The sequence below is a fragment of the Lysinibacillus canaveralius genome (assembly GCF_047301505.1).
Classification (GTDB): Bacteria; Bacillota; Bacilli; order Bacillales_A; family Planococcaceae; genus Lysinibacillus_B.
Genome location: NZ_CP154840.1, coordinates 1625904 through 1641691, shown reverse-complemented (window position 1 = coordinate 1641691; position 15788 = coordinate 1625904). Strand labels below are relative to the sequence as shown.

Sequence of the window (15788 nt, the reverse complement as noted above, 5' to 3'; positions counted from 1 at the left end):
TTTTCATTACGCTCATTTTTCTAGAAAAATGAGTATTTTATCATATAGTCCAGTTTCATTTGTTCTATTAACTAGAATTGAAGGGATGGGTTCATTATGTCATTTTCATTTACAGTCAAAGAGTTACTCACAAAAAGTCACTTTCCAAAAGCAGCCTTGATTTCGGGGAAATCAGGTCTGAAGCGTCAAATTAAATGGGTACATATTTTGGAAACAACGACAATTGAAGAACTAATCAAAGGAAATGAACTGATCCTAACAACAGGCATACAACTGAAGGAGGAAGCAACGTTTCTGCGCTTTGTACAGCAATTGATTGATAAGCAGGCAGCCGCACTTTGCATCGAGTGCTGTGAAAATATCCAAAGTGTTCCTGGATCTGTACAGCAATTAGCAGAGCAATATAACTTTCCCATCCTTGTATTTCATGAGGTCGTTCCTTTTATAGAAATCACACAATATGTCCATACACATGTGATTAATGAACAATTCAACCAAATTAAGCGGCTGGAGGATTATGCGCAGGAAATAAATAAATTAACCTTAAAGCTAAATCATTATGAACAGATTTTGATGCGCCTCCATCAATTTTTAGACGTCTATGTGGTATTCCATGTGCATGGTCAGCAGCCCCTCTATACGCCCAATCATGGACAAAGTATTTATGAACAGTTATGTAAGCAAAGTAGTAATAAAAACATCGTACCTTCCCTTGCAAAATGTGATGTGACAATTTTAGAAGAAAGCTATGGTGAGGTTTGTATATTTAGTGATACAAGAGAAATCACAGAGTTTGATATACTCGTCCTCGATCGTACAGTCATTGCCCTCTCTCAATATTTATTGCGCAGCCTCTATACAGAGGAAAAGCAAAATATGGAGTATCGCACCTTTCTCGAATCGTGGCTTGATGGGACGGTAGAAGCGCAGCAGCTGACAGCGTTTTTAAACGAACAGCATAATCCAAAGCTATTAAACTGCGACTATTTCGTATTGATTGAAAAAATTCAGAGATCAAAACAAAATGTTGATTTGACCTACTATAAGTTATATTCACGGGGAATTTTTGAAAAAAGCGGCTTTACGATTTTTCTAATCGAATCGCGGCAGCAGCTTGTCTATATAGTCGCTAATCTAATGGACAAGGACCTGAAGCGGCGTATCACAAATTGCATCGATAAATTGCATGCATTCCGAAGAAATAATAATTACAGCCATTTAAAAATAACGACTGGGGTTGGCCAGGTAGTAGACGACCTTCACCTGGTAGCACAAAGCTTCGAGACAGCCAAGGACACATTGCTTATCCGAACGAATGCCCGGCAGCTTTCCTATTTTTACGAAGACATATACATATACCAGCTTGTTTTACAGATGCAAAAAAACCGAGCGATTATGGATATGGCAAAAAATCACTTGAAAGCATTATATGAGCATGATGCCAAGCATAAAGGACAATTGATTCAGACATTGCAAGTTTATTTGCAGTGCAACTGCATGAAGCAAGAAACTGCCGAAAAATTGTTTATCGTCCGGCAAACGCTGTATCACCGGCTTTCAAAAATTGAATCGTTCCTTGGCGCTGATTTTACATTACCTCCTAAACGTTTAGCACTTGAATTGATGCTTCTTGCTACCCAGTATAACTTCTATGACAGCGAGGAAGGGACAGTCTAACAGATTTTTTTGAATCCAAATCATTAGTAGAAAAGGGGCGCCTAACATGGGCTCCTTTTCTTTTTTACATATAAACATCTTTATTGCCATCCCGCCTGCATAATCCTCTATATAGACTTCATACCATTTTCTTGTACACATTGTCATATTTCCATATCTGCTTCATCTTTTTTTGAACCAATATGGCAATATGTGAAACGAACCTCTTTTAACATGTTACAGATTGTAAGATGCTAGACAATCCAAAACATTGCACAATAAAAGAGAAAATAAATCATCCAAAGGAAGTGAAAAGATGAATTTACAGGTTGGTACAAACTTAACGAAAAAAGATGAACAGTTTTTATGGCACGCCATGAAGGCTTATAATCCTGATGCAACGATTATCATTGAAAAGGCAGAAGGTTCGTGGCTGACAGATATCCACGGCAAGCGCTACCTCGATGCTATGTCAGGGCTCTGGTGCGTAAATGTTGGATATGGAAACCAGGAAATTGCAAATGCCGCCTATGAACAATTATTAAAGAACAACTATACGCCTCTTTCGATGAGTCATCCCTCTGCTATTCTTTTAGCAGAAAAAATCAGCGAAATGCTCGGGGATGATTATGTTGTGTTCTTCTCTAACAGCGGATCGGAAGCAAATGAAACAGCGTTTAAAATTGCGCGGCAATACTTCCAGCAAAAAGGCGAAAACAGCCGCTATAAAATCGTCTCCCGCTACCGTGCTTACCATGGTAACACGATGGGTGCTTTGGCAGCCACGGGGCAGGCGGAACGAAAATATAAATATGAACCATTAGCACCCGGCTTCCTTCATGTAAAGGCGCCGGATCAGTACCGGTTCCCAGAAGTAAGTGGTGATAACCCGTTAGAGCTTTCGTCAGTTAAAGTGATTGATGAAGTTATGACGTGGGAGTATTCTGATACGATTGCTGCGATGATTGTTGAACCGATTATTACTGGCGGTGGAGTCATTATGCCGCCGGATGATTACCTGCAAGGTGTTCAGCAAGTTTGCCAAAAGCATGGGGCCCTGCTCATCGTTGACGAAGTAATTTGTGGATTCGGACGGACAGGTAAGGCATTTGGTCATCAGAATTACGGGGTAAAACCGGATATCGTCACGATGGCAAAAGGCCTGACAAGTGCTTATATGCCGCTATCGGCTACTGCTGTGCGCCGTGAAATTTACGAAGCATTCATGAGCAATGGTCAATATGACTTCTTCCGTCATGTCAACACATTCGGCGGTTCACCTGCTGCTTGTGCAGTAGCATTGAAAAACCTGGAGATTATGGAACGTGAGAACCTCTTCAGCCGTTCGGAAGAGATGGGAGCCATTTTACTGAAAGAGCTGGAAAACAAATTGGCCGCTCATCCAAACATCGGCAATATTCGCGGAAAAGGTCTTCTCATCGGTATAGAGCTTGTTGCCGATCGAAGCACAAAGGAGCCCCTTGATGTTACGATCGTGAACAATATTATTGCTCACTGCAAAAATAATGGGCTGATTGTTGGTAAAAATGGAGTGACAGTAGCTGGTTATAATAATGTCCTAACATTGTCCCCTCCTCTTAATATTTCGCTCGAGGAAAAAGATTTGATTGTATCGAAGCTTACAGAAGCAATCGAAGCACAGTAAGGAGATGTTGACATGATTATCGGTATCCCAAAGGAAGTAAAAGTATTTGAGCAGCGTGTTGCCATTACCCCTGCTGGTGTTGTGACACTCGTCAATCACGGGCATCAGGTATTGATTGAAAAGGATGCAGGCCTTGGTTCAGGGTTTTCCAATGAAGACTACGAAGCTGTAGGTGCAAAAATTGTTCCCACAGCAGTCGAAGCATGGGCGGCAGATATGGTAATGAAGGTAAAGGAGCCAATCGCCGAAGAATATGTGTACTTCCGGGAAAATCTCATCCTATTTACTTACCTGCACCTTGCTGCTGAACCTGAATTAACACATGCATTAGCAACAAATAAAGTGGCGAGCTTGGCTTATGAAACTGTCCAGCTGAAGGACAATTCTCTTCCACTGCTAACACCGATGAGTGAAGTAGCTGGCCGAATGGCTACACAAATCGGTGCCCAATTTTTAGCAAATTCCAATGGCGGCAAAGGCATTCTCCTTGCCGGAGTCCCCGGCGTAAAACGTGGACGTGTGACGGTGATTGGCGGCGGAGTTGTCGGGATGAACGCTGCTACCATTGCCATTGGTTTAGGTGCAGAAGTCTCTATTATTGATGTCAATGCTAATAGATTACGTGAATTGAACAATATTTTCGGAAATACGTTAACAACCTTAATGTCTAACCCGTATACGATTAAAGAAGAGGTTGCGAAATCCGACTTAGTAATCGGCGCTGTTCTTATTCCCGGTGCGAAAGCCCCAACGCTTGTAACAGAAGAAATGGTGAAGGAAATGTCTCCAGGTTCGGTCATTATTGACGTAGCGATCGACCAGGGCGGTATTGTAGAGACAGCAGACCGTGTCACTACACACGACAACCCAACCTATACAAAACACGGGGTCATCCACTATGCAGTGGGCAACATGCCTGGCGCAGTAGCAAAAACCTCAACAATCGCACTGACAAATGTGACGCTGCCATATGCTGTTCAAGTCGCTAATCGCGGAATAGAGGCGGCGATCGAGCAAGACGAGGCTCTCGCAAAAGGCTTAAATACCTATAAGGGGCATATCACCTATAAAAATGTAGCCGAGGCACATGGCCTTGCCTTTACGCCTTATGAACATCTCATCAAAACAGCATTTGTTTAATAACGAAGGGAGATTGATTTCATGACAAATAGTACAACTGTAAAAGAGTTAACACATTTTATTGGCGGCCAGCAAACAGCTGGTGCAAGCGGACGTTTCTCTGACGTATACAACCCTGCAACTGGCGAGGTCATTGCCAAGGTTCCATTAGCATCAGTAACAGAAGTAAAAACCGCTGTACAGAAAGCGAGCGAAGCATTTCCCGCATGGAGAGACTTAAGTGTAGCGAAGCGAGCAGAAATTGTATTGAAATTCCGGAATCTTCTTACTGCCAATACGGAAAAAGTAATTGACTTAATTTGTACAGAAAGCGGCAAAACGGTAGAGGATGCAATGGGTGAGATCACACGGGGACTTGAATCAGTAGACTTAGCCATCAGCGCTCCCCATTTAATGAAAGGTGAATATTCCGTCAATGTAGGAGGCGGCATCAATGCTTATTCAGCCAAATATCCGTTAGGTGTAGTCGCTGCTATTGCGCCATTTAACTTCCCTATCATGGTGCCTCTTGCACAAACAAGCATGGCGGTTGCTGTCGGGAATGCCGTTATTTTAAAAGCTTCAGAGCGGGTACCGATGACAGCCCTTTACATTTCCGAGCTTTGGAAAGAAGCAGGATTGCCAGATGGTATTTGGACGGTTGTGAACGGAGATAAAGAGGCAGTAAACGAATTACTGGAAAACCCAGCTGTTGAAGCAATTTCATTTGTCGGTTCGACACCTGTTGCACGCTATATTTATGAAACTAGCGCAAAATACGGCAAGCGAGTTGTCGCGTTAGGCGGCGGTAAAAACAATATGGTTGTGATGCCGGATGCTGACTTGGAGCAAGTAGCCAATGCCTTTATCAGTGCTGGTTATGGGGCGGCATCTCAGCGTTGTATGGCAATTTCGACGTTAATGGCAGTCGGTCAGGATACTGCTGACCGCCTCGTTGATATTTTAAAAGAGAAAATTGAAGCATTAAAAGTTGGTGCCTACCAGGATGGTGCTGACTATGGACCGGTCATTTCCCCACAGGCAAAGCAATCTGTTCTTGCTGCCATTGATCAGGGAGAAGCTGAGGGTGCCACACTCGTTGTAGATGGCCGTGAAAAAGAGATTACAAAAAACAGCAAAGGTTTCTTCCTTGCTCCAACGTTATTTGACCATGTCAAACCAGGTATGGAAATTTATGATCAGGAGGTTTTCGGACCAGTCCGCAATATTGTGAGAGTTGATACGCTGGATGAAGCAATTTCATTAATTAATGAGCATGAGCTTGGCAATGGTGTAACGATCTTCACAAATGATGGATCAGCAGCCCGTAAGTTTACTACCGAAATTGATGTCGGTATGGTCGGTGTCAATGTACCAATTCCTATTCCAGTAGGCTACCATAACTTCGCCGGGTTTAAAGGCTCCCGTTTTGGTGATGGTCAAATGTTCGGACCGGACCAAGCACGATTCTATACAAAATCCAAAATGATCTCGGAACGCTGGATTACACCAAGCGATACATCCGGCCTTTCCTTCGCTTTCCCAAGTAATAAATAGCATTTCCTTATTTCCTCCCAGGCATAGATTTCCTCGTTGCTTGGGAGGGTTTATGTTTTCTGCACAACTGCTCTCTACATAACCTGCTCCAAGAAACATGTTCATTTTTTGGCCGCTAAACATTGCTTATTAAACGATATAAACTTCATTCTTGCATTAGCGATAAATGGTAAAAGCTAACTGTTTTGTTTATGATAAATAAAAGAAAGTTTGCTAATCAAATAGAATAGACACCATTCGTTTTTCATTACAGGCATATCCCTTGATAGGCTGTGAGCAACCCCCAACATAAAGGAGTAGATAGAAGAATGAAACATTTTATTCGCGGTGAAAAAGTGAAATTATCAGACTATACGCCAAACAGTCAGCTGGAGGTATCGGTCCAGATTACATCTGGTTTCGAAATTGATATTACTTGTTTTGGCCTGGATGCTAATAAGCAATTAACCGATGACCGCTATATGATTTTTTATAATCAGCTTGAGTCCCCGCTTGCAGAAATACGTTTGACGTCTTCAAGTAATGGCAGCGGTTCATTTTCGATTGATTTATCGAAACTTCCGTCTTCAATCCAGTATCTTGTGTTTACAGCAACAATTGACGGCAACGGAACAATGGATATGATTGAATCTGGATCCATTACGATTCAGTCAGGCGGCCAGCATCTCCTCATGTATGAATTAAGAGGTGCTGATTTTAAAAACGAAAAGGCAATCATTATTGCAGAAGTGTATTATAAATCGCTCTGGCGGGTCGCTGCTGTTGGGCAAGGTTTTGATGGCGGGCTCGCGGCACTTCTCACGAGCTTCGGTGGTCAGGTTCGGGAGGAACAGAGCCCTGCACCTTCATCACAAAGCACGCCGCCTCCCCCACCACCTACTGATAAAAAGGTATTACTCGAAAAGCGTTTAGAACAAGAAGCACCAAAGCTGCTCGATCTTTCGAAAAAAGCAAAGATTTCCTTAGAAAAGGTCGGTCTGCAGCATCATAATGCAAAGGTTGCTTTATGCTTGGATATTTCAGGTTCCATGTCCCAGCTTTATAGTTCCGGCAAAATTCAGGATTTTGCCGAGCGTATTTTAGCACTCGGCACCCGCTTTGATGATGATGGCTCGATCGACATTTTCCTTTTCGGTCAACGTGCTCATGATGCAGGAGAATTATCAATCAGCAATTTTGATGGCTTTGTCAACCGGCTTATCAGACAATACCCATTGGAAGGAAGCACCTACTATGCAAAAGCGATGGAGCTTATCCGCCAGCACTACTTCGGATCAGCACAGGCCCGGAAACAGCCGTTATCTCAAAACATACCTATTTACGTCATGTTCGTAACCGATGGCGATACATTCGATAAAGCAGAAACAACAAAGCACATTCAAGACTCTTCATACGAACCGCTTTTCTGGCAGTTCATGGCGATTGGTGAATCAAAAAAAGATGCGAAAAAAGGTTTTTTCAAAAGCCTGCTGCAATCAGACTTTACATTCCTAGAACAACTCGACAATTTAACAGGGCGCTATATCGACAATGCAGACTTCTTTAGTGTGAAAGATCCGGCAGCTATTTCGGACGACGAGCTGTATGACCTGCTTATGCAGGAATATCCCGAATGGGTGAAGACAGCGCGGACAAAAGGATTAATCTAATACCTGCTTTTCTATAGGCAAGTAAGCAAAAACCGCACGAATACCGTGAATAGTAATCGTGCGGTTTGTTATTTTGGTAATGAAGATTTTCCTAACAGTCAACGCCTCACTCCTGAATAAAATTACAGGGTGCGTTCATTTTGTTCTTTTGGATAATGATTGTGATTTCCCGTACTGCATCACCTTATTATGAAAATACGATTCCTTAACACTTTCCGATCTAAACCGAAAACTTCACAAAAAATGTAGTACCTTCTTCCCCTGTTTCCACTTCAATTTTGGCGTTATGACGGGCAGCGATGGCGTAGCACACACCCAGTCCCAACCCTGTACCGCTGTCCTTAGTCGTGAAGAAAGGTGTGCCCATTTTTTTCAGCACTTCCGGGGTAATGCCTTTACCTTGATTATGAATTGCTAATACTACACAATCCTTGCCTTCCTTATAAGTCTTGATCGTTAGTACCTCTCCCTCGGTCATCGCGTCCAGACCGTTGCGGGAAAGGTTAATGACTAGTTGTCTTATTTCATTAGCATTTAAAAGCAATAATGGTGTTTGCTGCGTATCTACTTCAACGTTTTTTTCTTGATTAAACGCATCGATCATAATCAAAGGAGCAATATCTTTAATGATTTCGTTCAGGTCCAGTCTCTGTAAACTCGACGTTTTGGTTTTTCCGATCGAAAGAAATTCTGTAATAATTGAATTCGCACGATCTAGCTCTTCAATCATTAACTGGAAATAGCTGGCATATTCGATAAATTCCACTTTCTCTTGCAAGAGCTGCAGGAACCCACGCACAGTTGTCATGGGATTGCGTATTTCGTGGCTGATGCCGGCTGCCATTTGTGCGATTAATTCAAGGCCGGATAACCTTTTTAGTTCCAGTTCATATTTCTTTTTCTCTGTAATATTTTTCAAAAGGCAGCAAATGCCATCTTCATAGGGATATGCCGCTATCTCATACCACAGATCTTCGTAAATAGATTGAATTTCAAAATTTACTGGAATCCTTTCTCTCATGGCCTGATGAAATTTTTGATAAATAGTCGTACCAACTGCCTCAGGATATGTTTCCCACATGTTTTTTCCTAATACATCCTCCGCTGATTTGTTTTTAGGTAAATGATGATGTTTATTAATAAATGTATATTTCCATTCTTTATCTAATGCAATAAAACCGTCCGTAATACTTTCGATGACACTTGTTAACTTTTCGTTCGCTGTGGCTAAGTCTCTTGTACGCTCTTTCACCATATTCTCAAGCCTATCCATATGAAGCAAATTCGAAATGGAAGAAGCTGTTGTATCAGCTATAGATTGTGCCAGTGTCATGTGGGATTCAGAAATTTCATGACCCTTATCTTCTAAATTAGTGACGATTATTACGCCTAACACTTCGCCCAGTGAAACTAATGGCATGATAAGGAGGCTATTAATATTAAACTGCTGACATACTTTATGATCTAACCTTCTATCTATAGATACATCCGGAATAAAAATACCGCTTTTTTTTTCGACTACATGATCAATAACAGGCACGAAAGTTTGGTCAATAGCCTGCCTCTCAAAACGCTCTCCTTCGATACAGCCATTCCCTTTGTTCAGCTTACCGCTTCTCAGTATTTTTTTGTCTCTTGGTTCTAGAAGGTAGCCGATTAAGTTATGATTATCTAATAATTTCCCCAAGTAGAAAAAACACTTATCAAAACTCTCCTGCATAGAGGAGCTCATCGAAAGATCACGGGTAATATCAAGCAGCAGCTGCTTTTCGGCAATCAAGCGTTCCTGCTGTTTTAAAATATTGGCATTTTGAATAGCAACCGCCGCCATATTCACATACGCTTCTACACTTTGGATTTCCAGCTCCGTTAAATTCATAGGAGTCCCATAGTTGAATAAAAAAACTAACCCGAACAGCTCCTGTTCGAATGCGATAGGCAGCGCCAAAATTGATTTCATTTTGAAATCCTCCACCGGTCTTTCATCAGGGCGGTCATCCCGGGAGGTATCATGAATATAAATTGTTTTTCGTGTTTCAATCACTTCTTTTGCCAGCATATCATCGGCTGGATCAATGATTTGCATATCAAGTGTTTGTCCGCTCATCACCTCAGGTTTCCCAACAAACCCTCTATATGTTCCATCACCCTGCGGTAAATAAATACCTACTGCATCACATTGAACAATTTCTTCAGATATTGCGGTTGTAACATGACGTAATACTTCGCGAAGCTCTAGATTTGTATTTATTATTTTTGTTATATTAGCAAGCCGCAAATATCTCGTCTGTTCTTTTTCCATTCTAAAATCCCCAATCATCAACAATCGTAGAATTGACAAAGTTTATAAAACCATTCTTAAAGACACCTGGAAGTTTTCTTTTGATTCGGCTTTGTGCTTTGGCCCACAAAACACGGACCATTCAGTCCTTATCGTATGATGTGACAAAGGCTGACTTCCTCTACAAGAGCACCCTTCCGAATCACATAACACTCCGGAGGTTTTTACTTCTTACTCGCAGCTGGTTACACTTTCACTAAAAAGGAAACTAACCTGCATTCATCTGCCGCATTTAGATCGGAAGAGTTGTACATAAAGAAGTAAAATACCATGATCTACATAAAATTACCAATTCCATACAATATATTCTTGTTCTCGTTTTATTCTATCATTAGTTTACTAAAATGGATGCGGAAATGGATTTTGTTAAAACATACTAGTCACAAACAGCTCATTTTGTGATTCTTTCGCATGTCTGCAGTCTAATTCGCAGCCAAAATTATAGAATAACGAGTTCTTTTAAAAATATTATTTTGATAAATACATACAGCATCAGGAATTACTCATTCCTATTTGCCAAATAAAAAAGCACCCCTCTCCTGCTGAAGGAATGCTTCGTTTAATTCCTAGTACTATTTATTTTTCATCTATAACTGATTGTACACCGAATGCCTCTTTAACGGCTAGCAGCCTGCTTTTTAAAGAATAACTCTCTTATGACACCGAGTAGAGTATATGGAAGTAAGACGATCGCAAAGAAAGCTGAAAACAAGTTGAACAATGGTGTATCATACGGCGCGAACCATTCAATAAAAAGCGCCGTCTCAGATAGCTTGCCGAACAATGTCCCATCCATATCTCGGAATTTCGGTGACCAAGTCGTTTCAAAGAAAATTAGAATCAGTTGCAAGGAAACGAAGGTTATAAGACTACTCACCCAGCCCTTTGAAAAAAATGCTTTCATTTTCCCATTGCCTCCCGATTTTTTACTCAAATACTTTTTAGTATAAACTACTATAAAAATCTACTACTTTTTCAATAGAGAAATTTCTATTCACACCGTATACTATTACTTACCGAAAGAGCGTCACTGCTAGTATTACGATTTGTGACGGTTATAATAACTGATGCTCTTTGAATGTAAGCAATAGCTCCTCGTCAAATTTTTCCTGTTGTTCAGGTGTCATCAGGTGTTGGAAGATTGTTTTATATTGGAGCTTTTCTCCTCCCTTGATAACAAAATCAATTTCTCTTGTATGCTCAATATTTATAAGCGGATTACAGTTTAAAATAACAAGATCGGCTACAGTATTTTCTTTAATACACCCTAAATCATCTCGTTTTAATGCTCTAGCTGCATTGATAGTTGCTGCTCGCAATGCCTCAATCTCTGTAAAGCCGCTTTCGACAAATAGCATAAGCTCCCGGTGTAAAGCCATCCCTGGATAAGTGAAAATCCCTGCCGGTGTGTCTGTCCCTGTTACAACAAGGCCGCCCATTTGATGATAGATATACGCTGTTTTTTTCGTATAAGCATGCTGCAAACCCATATATTTCAGTCCAGCTTGATGACCAAGCATTTGATTCCACTGGTTCATCAAGCCTTCATTTTCCATTATTTTTCGAATTACTGGATGATCAGATTTCCAATAATCATTTAATAAATTGATTTGATCAAAAATAGTCATCGTCGGACAGAGAATTACACCTTTTCCTAACATAGCTGCACATACTTCTCTAATCTTCTCTTCGTCAGGATGCTCCCAATCAATTGCATCCCACACATGCTGCTCAGCTTTCATGGACCATTCGGGGAATATTGCCTGGACAACACCCGAACAATGCTCATTCCATTGAATCCCAATATTAGCTGCATCAATAGCGTTTACTGAAGTGGAATGAAGTAAGTCACAGCTTACCTCTTTGTTATATTTTTTCGCTTCATCAACTACTGCTTCCATCACTTTCTTCTTTAGCCAGCCGTACACCTTTATAAAATCTGCACCCTCTTCAACCTGCCTTCGCACTTCCTGGCGGGCTTCATTCTCATCATCCGTATTAAGGTTATATGGGCTTGTATCGCCCCATAGCCCAGGAGGACCATCAATCATACGATCTGCAGAAATGACACGCGGATGGATAGCTTGTGGATTATCAACCATTAAATTCGCCAACTCAATAACACTACCTGCTGTATTACGGACCGTTGTAATACCCGATGCGGTGAAAAACGGTGAAAAATTGTGCTTAATGTGTACGTGCATATCGAGTAGCCCTGGAATAATCCATTTACCTTCACAGTCCAGCACTTCATATGTATCTAATACGGCAATATTTTCTGCTACTTGCATGATATGTGAACCTATCACTAAAATATCCTTTTTGCTAAAAATACCTGTCTCTATATCGAGTACGTTACCACCTCTTAATAATTTACACATGTTCATCCCCCTTGAGTCATTCGCTGAATTCCAATAGAATTTTAGATATTTTACATTTCAAGTAAATAGATAAAGGGGCCTTTCAAGACTTGTAAACCTTGAAAGGTCTCTTCCCTTTAAGGAACGTTTTCTTTAGCACCAGAAATTTGTAAGCTTCTTTTGTTTTACATACTGAATTCAAATCCCGTTGGTTTTCCGAAAGGTTCCTCAAATTCTTTAAATACTAATGTATATTTGGAACGATCATCAGGTAAGGCAGGCGACACAACATACTTGTAAGACATATGCTCACCGGACCCGGAGCTCCTTGCGAGCCGGCAGTTATAAATTATTTCTGGCGCTTCTACCGAAAGTTCAAAATGCTGATAGTGCCGGTGAAGCACTTTCTCCATTTCAACCGGCTTATTTTCGTCCATATGTAAATGAACGACACTGGCATTTTCAAATTGTTGTACAAATGTGAGCGTATAAAACTTTTCCTTTTTCTCAAACGTCTTTAACAGCGGGATATTTTTTACAAATCCTTCTGGCTCTACCTGTGGTTTATACATTTCTTCATTTAAGAAATTATGAAACAGACTGTTTAAAAAGTCTTCGTAGAAATCAAATTTTTCTGCCCAAGAAGCAATCAGCTGTTTCGTAGGAAAACCAGGATTTTCATCCGACAGGTCCTTTCGCTTTTTGATAAGGGTACATATTTCCTCATCGACCGCTTCAATCCGCTTATCATAGTGGTCTGTAGGTGGTACAAAACGTACGTAACGCATCTGTTTATCCTCCAATATAGTAATGATAAATTCACCTTAGCATAAAATGGTAAATTATATCAAAACAAACACAGCAGTTCATTTTCCTCGTTCGGGGACGCGCCTAGTCTGACAAGCTTTTTCAAGCCAGGCTGGATAAAACTTATCAGAAAAACATAAAGACAAAGCCAATTATCGGCTTTGTCTTTACTCTGAAACGACTGCCAGGGCAGCCGTTTAGTTATATATAGATTTCCTGGCGTTATTGCTTTTCAATAGTACGCAGCATTTCCTTTATTTCCTCGCGGGTCTGAGTAATCGTATCATGGCCATTTGGAAAGATCGCTGCCGCGCCGCCGTCCTTTTCTATCCGGACAAGTAAATCGTCTACAAAGGACGAAAGTGTTATATTGAACGCCTCATATGGCTCATCTATTTTTTCAGCCACCGTTTCCGCGAAGCTTCGGCTTGGCCACACAGGAAGTAAAAATGGATAGTCGGCTTTATCCTCAAACATTAGTAAATCACCAGCTTTGTCCCGTAATAGCCATACATGTTCGTCCACTGTGACCATTCCATAGAAATAAACAAGTCGTTTCTCAGCAGATCGGCTTAAAATAAAACGTTGCATTAATTTCATCTGTAGCAGTCCTTTATGTCAGTATTCTAAAAATTATAGTAAAAAACAGACGAAAACACCATTTTCATTTATATACATGAATTTTTCTCTTTGTGTATTGTACCTCGACTGTTTTAATAAAAGACCCACAGCTTTATACATTTCAAACACGCTCAGTTATTGAATTTATTTTATGGATTTAGCTCTCCATTTTATTTCATTATGCATCTCTTGACCTTTAGATATTCAAGTCACGACTCCTCATCGATATCCGCTTGTTCGATTGAAAAGTATACAGACTTTTATATCTCTACAGCTAATTATCTAATTACATATCACTTACCCTCCTACTTCTACGCTGATTATGACGTAGAATTGATAAGAGGTGTTCCAAATGAAGAAATATCGAAAAAAGAAATCAATGCATTTATCCTTTTTCATCCAAATACGTTAATGCTTTATAAAGAATGGGCGCGAAACGGATTATTTGCAGTACAAAAGAATTGCCGTAACCATAGAATCTATACATAGGGATAGTATGGGAAATTAATAGGAATCCGCATGTTATAAAGTGCGCGTTTTTTCATAAAGTTTCTTTGCTCCATATAAAAAAAACCAGAAAAATCATGTTCATGATTTTTCTGGTTTTCGGCCATTAATGACCAAGCTTATACTGTTAACGCGACGCTTTTGGCGGCTGACACACGTCACATTTACGCTGGTTGTTATTTTTAAATTTTGTAAATGTTTTTTCAAAATTGCTTCCACATGCACATTTAAAAAGCAGCTTTTGGGAAAAACCGTGATATTCTGTCGTTAGCAGTTTGCTATCCGAATTTTTCTCCACAAATTCTATAATTTTACCGATTGTCCATCGTTTATTCATTCTTACACCTCCATGTATTAACGCAAGGCGGAGGCTCTTCTTGGCATCCGTTCAATTATAAGTCAAAACTATAATCACCTTAAGCTCCTCATTATAGCATGTGCTAATGCACAAGTGAACAAACGTAAAGTATCTATTTTTAAAAAAGCGTATAAAAAATATAAATCGATCTATACTAGTACTGATTCCACTTCAAATCCAATGACTTAGGAGGGTTAACCCGATGAGTGCGAATGATCGTTAACTCAAAAGGACAATCAAATACTAATACTGAATGAGCGAAAGCGTGATTTTCTTAAGACCATCTTAAGATACAATGCGGAAGCGAGGCAGTGTGTCATGGATAACAAAATGTAAGTGTAATCAGACCCGGAATACTTATTCCGGGTTTTTCATTTTGCCGATGCTCCTTTTAATCCTTAATGAAACATCCCTTCTTGTAGTAACCATACCAAAGGGCACAATTACTTTTGTGCCTTCCGAAAATGTTCCTTCGTTTTATAACCCTGTGATAATAACTGTGCCATTTCTGCTAAACGCTGCTGCTGTGTTTCTTCTCTCTTCGCACTGAATACATAGCGGGCCCAATCCTTTTGATAACCAGGTGTAAGTGATTCAAATAATGCTAGTCCTTCTTTTTGGTCCGCTAAATATGCTGTAAGCTTCGGGATATCTGCTACATAATCGCCTACTCGTTGGCTTGCCGCTGTACGTTTTGTCTTTTTTGTCTGCTTCTTAAGCGATAAAATCGAATACGTTTCATCTAATGACTGCAAACTTGCAAATTTGATGGGGCTTCCAAAGACATATTTTTCTTCATCCATATCAAATGCCGGGAAAATATCATCTCTGCCAATATAAGAATCAAATTGCTTATTGCCTTTTTTCGGATAAAGGAGGAAAAGATATGCCCCTTCCTGCAGTTGATCCTCTTGAATAATTTGGCGTACAACGCCTGCCATTTCCTCTACCGAATATACAAAGGCTAAAATCCGGTCAAACGGCGCAGTCTTTGTTGAAACTACCGGAAATTCTGCTGGTGCATTAATAACACGGGTCGCTAAATCTCCTGTTAGCTTAAATTTCTTTTCCATCTCCATCATCTCCTGAATAAACCTTATCTGAACAATCCTTTTACTTTCGTAATGAATTTCAAAATAAGTATAAA

Annotated in this window: 12 protein-coding genes; 5 read left to right on the top strand and 7 right to left on the bottom strand. The window is 40.3% G+C overall.

Features of this window, described 5'->3' with window-relative positions:
- Positions 1–96 precede the first annotated feature (96 nt).
- The 5 genes from AA0Y26_RS08145 to AA0Y26_RS08125 all read left to right on the top strand — a co-directional run bounded on the left by AA0Y26_RS08145 (position 97) and on the right by AA0Y26_RS08125 (position 7647).
- The gene (locus AA0Y26_RS08145) at positions 97–1677 is read left to right on the top strand and encodes a PucR family transcriptional regulator (RefSeq protein ID WP_413366750.1); all 1581 of its coding nucleotides are present in this window, start codon (positions 97–99) and stop codon (positions 1675–1677) included.
- A gap of 295 nt (positions 1678–1972) precedes the next feature.
- Positions 1973–3322, top strand: a complete 1350-nt coding sequence (locus tag AA0Y26_RS08140; protein WP_413366748.1) for an aspartate aminotransferase family protein — start codon at positions 1973–1975, stop codon at positions 3320–3322.
- 12 nt (positions 3323–3334) lie between these two features.
- Positions 3335–4462, top strand: coding sequence for an alanine dehydrogenase (gene ald / locus AA0Y26_RS08135; protein WP_413366746.1), 1128 nt, complete (start codon positions 3335–3337; stop codon positions 4460–4462).
- A 21-nt stretch (positions 4463–4483) separates the two neighbouring features.
- Positions 4484–5998, top strand: a complete 1515-nt coding sequence (locus AA0Y26_RS08130) for a CoA-acylating methylmalonate-semialdehyde dehydrogenase (RefSeq protein ID WP_413366744.1) — start codon at positions 4484–4486, stop codon at positions 5996–5998.
- Between the two features lie 308 nt (positions 5999–6306).
- Positions 6307–7647: a VWA domain-containing protein gene (locus AA0Y26_RS08125; RefSeq protein WP_413366742.1), complete on the top strand. Its 1341-nt coding sequence runs from the start codon at positions 6307–6309 to the stop codon at positions 7645–7647.
- A gap of 220 nt (positions 7648–7867) precedes the next feature.
- On the opposite strand, the gene AA0Y26_RS08120 is transcribed toward AA0Y26_RS08125, so the two are convergent.
- The 7 genes from AA0Y26_RS08120 to AA0Y26_RS08090 all read right to left on the bottom strand — a co-directional run bounded on the left by AA0Y26_RS08120 (position 7868) and on the right by AA0Y26_RS08090 (position 15714).
- Positions 7868–9949 carry a GAF domain-containing protein gene (locus AA0Y26_RS08120; RefSeq protein WP_413366740.1) on the bottom strand — a complete coding sequence of 694 codons (2082 nt, stop codon included), beginning with the start codon at positions 9947–9949 and terminating at the stop codon, positions 7868–7870.
- Positions 9950–10604: 655 nt separating this feature from the next.
- A complete protein-coding gene (locus tag AA0Y26_RS08115) occupies positions 10605–10892 on the bottom strand; it encodes a YfzA family protein (protein WP_413366738.1) in 288 nt (95 codons plus the stop codon).
- Between the two features lie 151 nt (positions 10893–11043).
- Positions 11044–12369, bottom strand: a complete 1326-nt coding sequence (locus AA0Y26_RS08110) for an amidohydrolase family protein (RefSeq protein WP_413366736.1) — start codon at positions 12367–12369, stop codon at positions 11044–11046.
- Positions 12370–12533: 164 nt separating this feature from the next.
- Positions 12534–13136, bottom strand: coding sequence for a hypothetical protein (locus tag AA0Y26_RS08105; protein ID WP_413366734.1), 603 nt, complete (start codon positions 13134–13136; stop codon positions 12534–12536).
- 241 nt (positions 13137–13377) lie between these two features.
- Positions 13378–13755: a DUF2750 domain-containing protein gene (locus AA0Y26_RS08100; RefSeq protein ID WP_413366732.1), complete on the bottom strand. Its 378-nt coding sequence runs from the start codon at positions 13753–13755 to the stop codon at positions 13378–13380.
- A 655-nt stretch (positions 13756–14410) separates the two neighbouring features.
- On the bottom strand, positions 14411–14620 hold the full coding sequence (locus AA0Y26_RS08095) for a hypothetical protein (RefSeq protein ID WP_413366731.1): 210 nt from the start codon (positions 14618–14620) through the stop codon (positions 14411–14413).
- Between the two features lie 464 nt (positions 14621–15084).
- Positions 15085–15714 carry a YdeI/OmpD-associated family protein gene (locus AA0Y26_RS08090; protein WP_413366729.1) on the bottom strand — a complete coding sequence of 210 codons (630 nt, stop codon included), beginning with the start codon at positions 15712–15714 and terminating at the stop codon, positions 15085–15087.
- Positions 15715–15788: the final 74 nt, after the last annotated feature.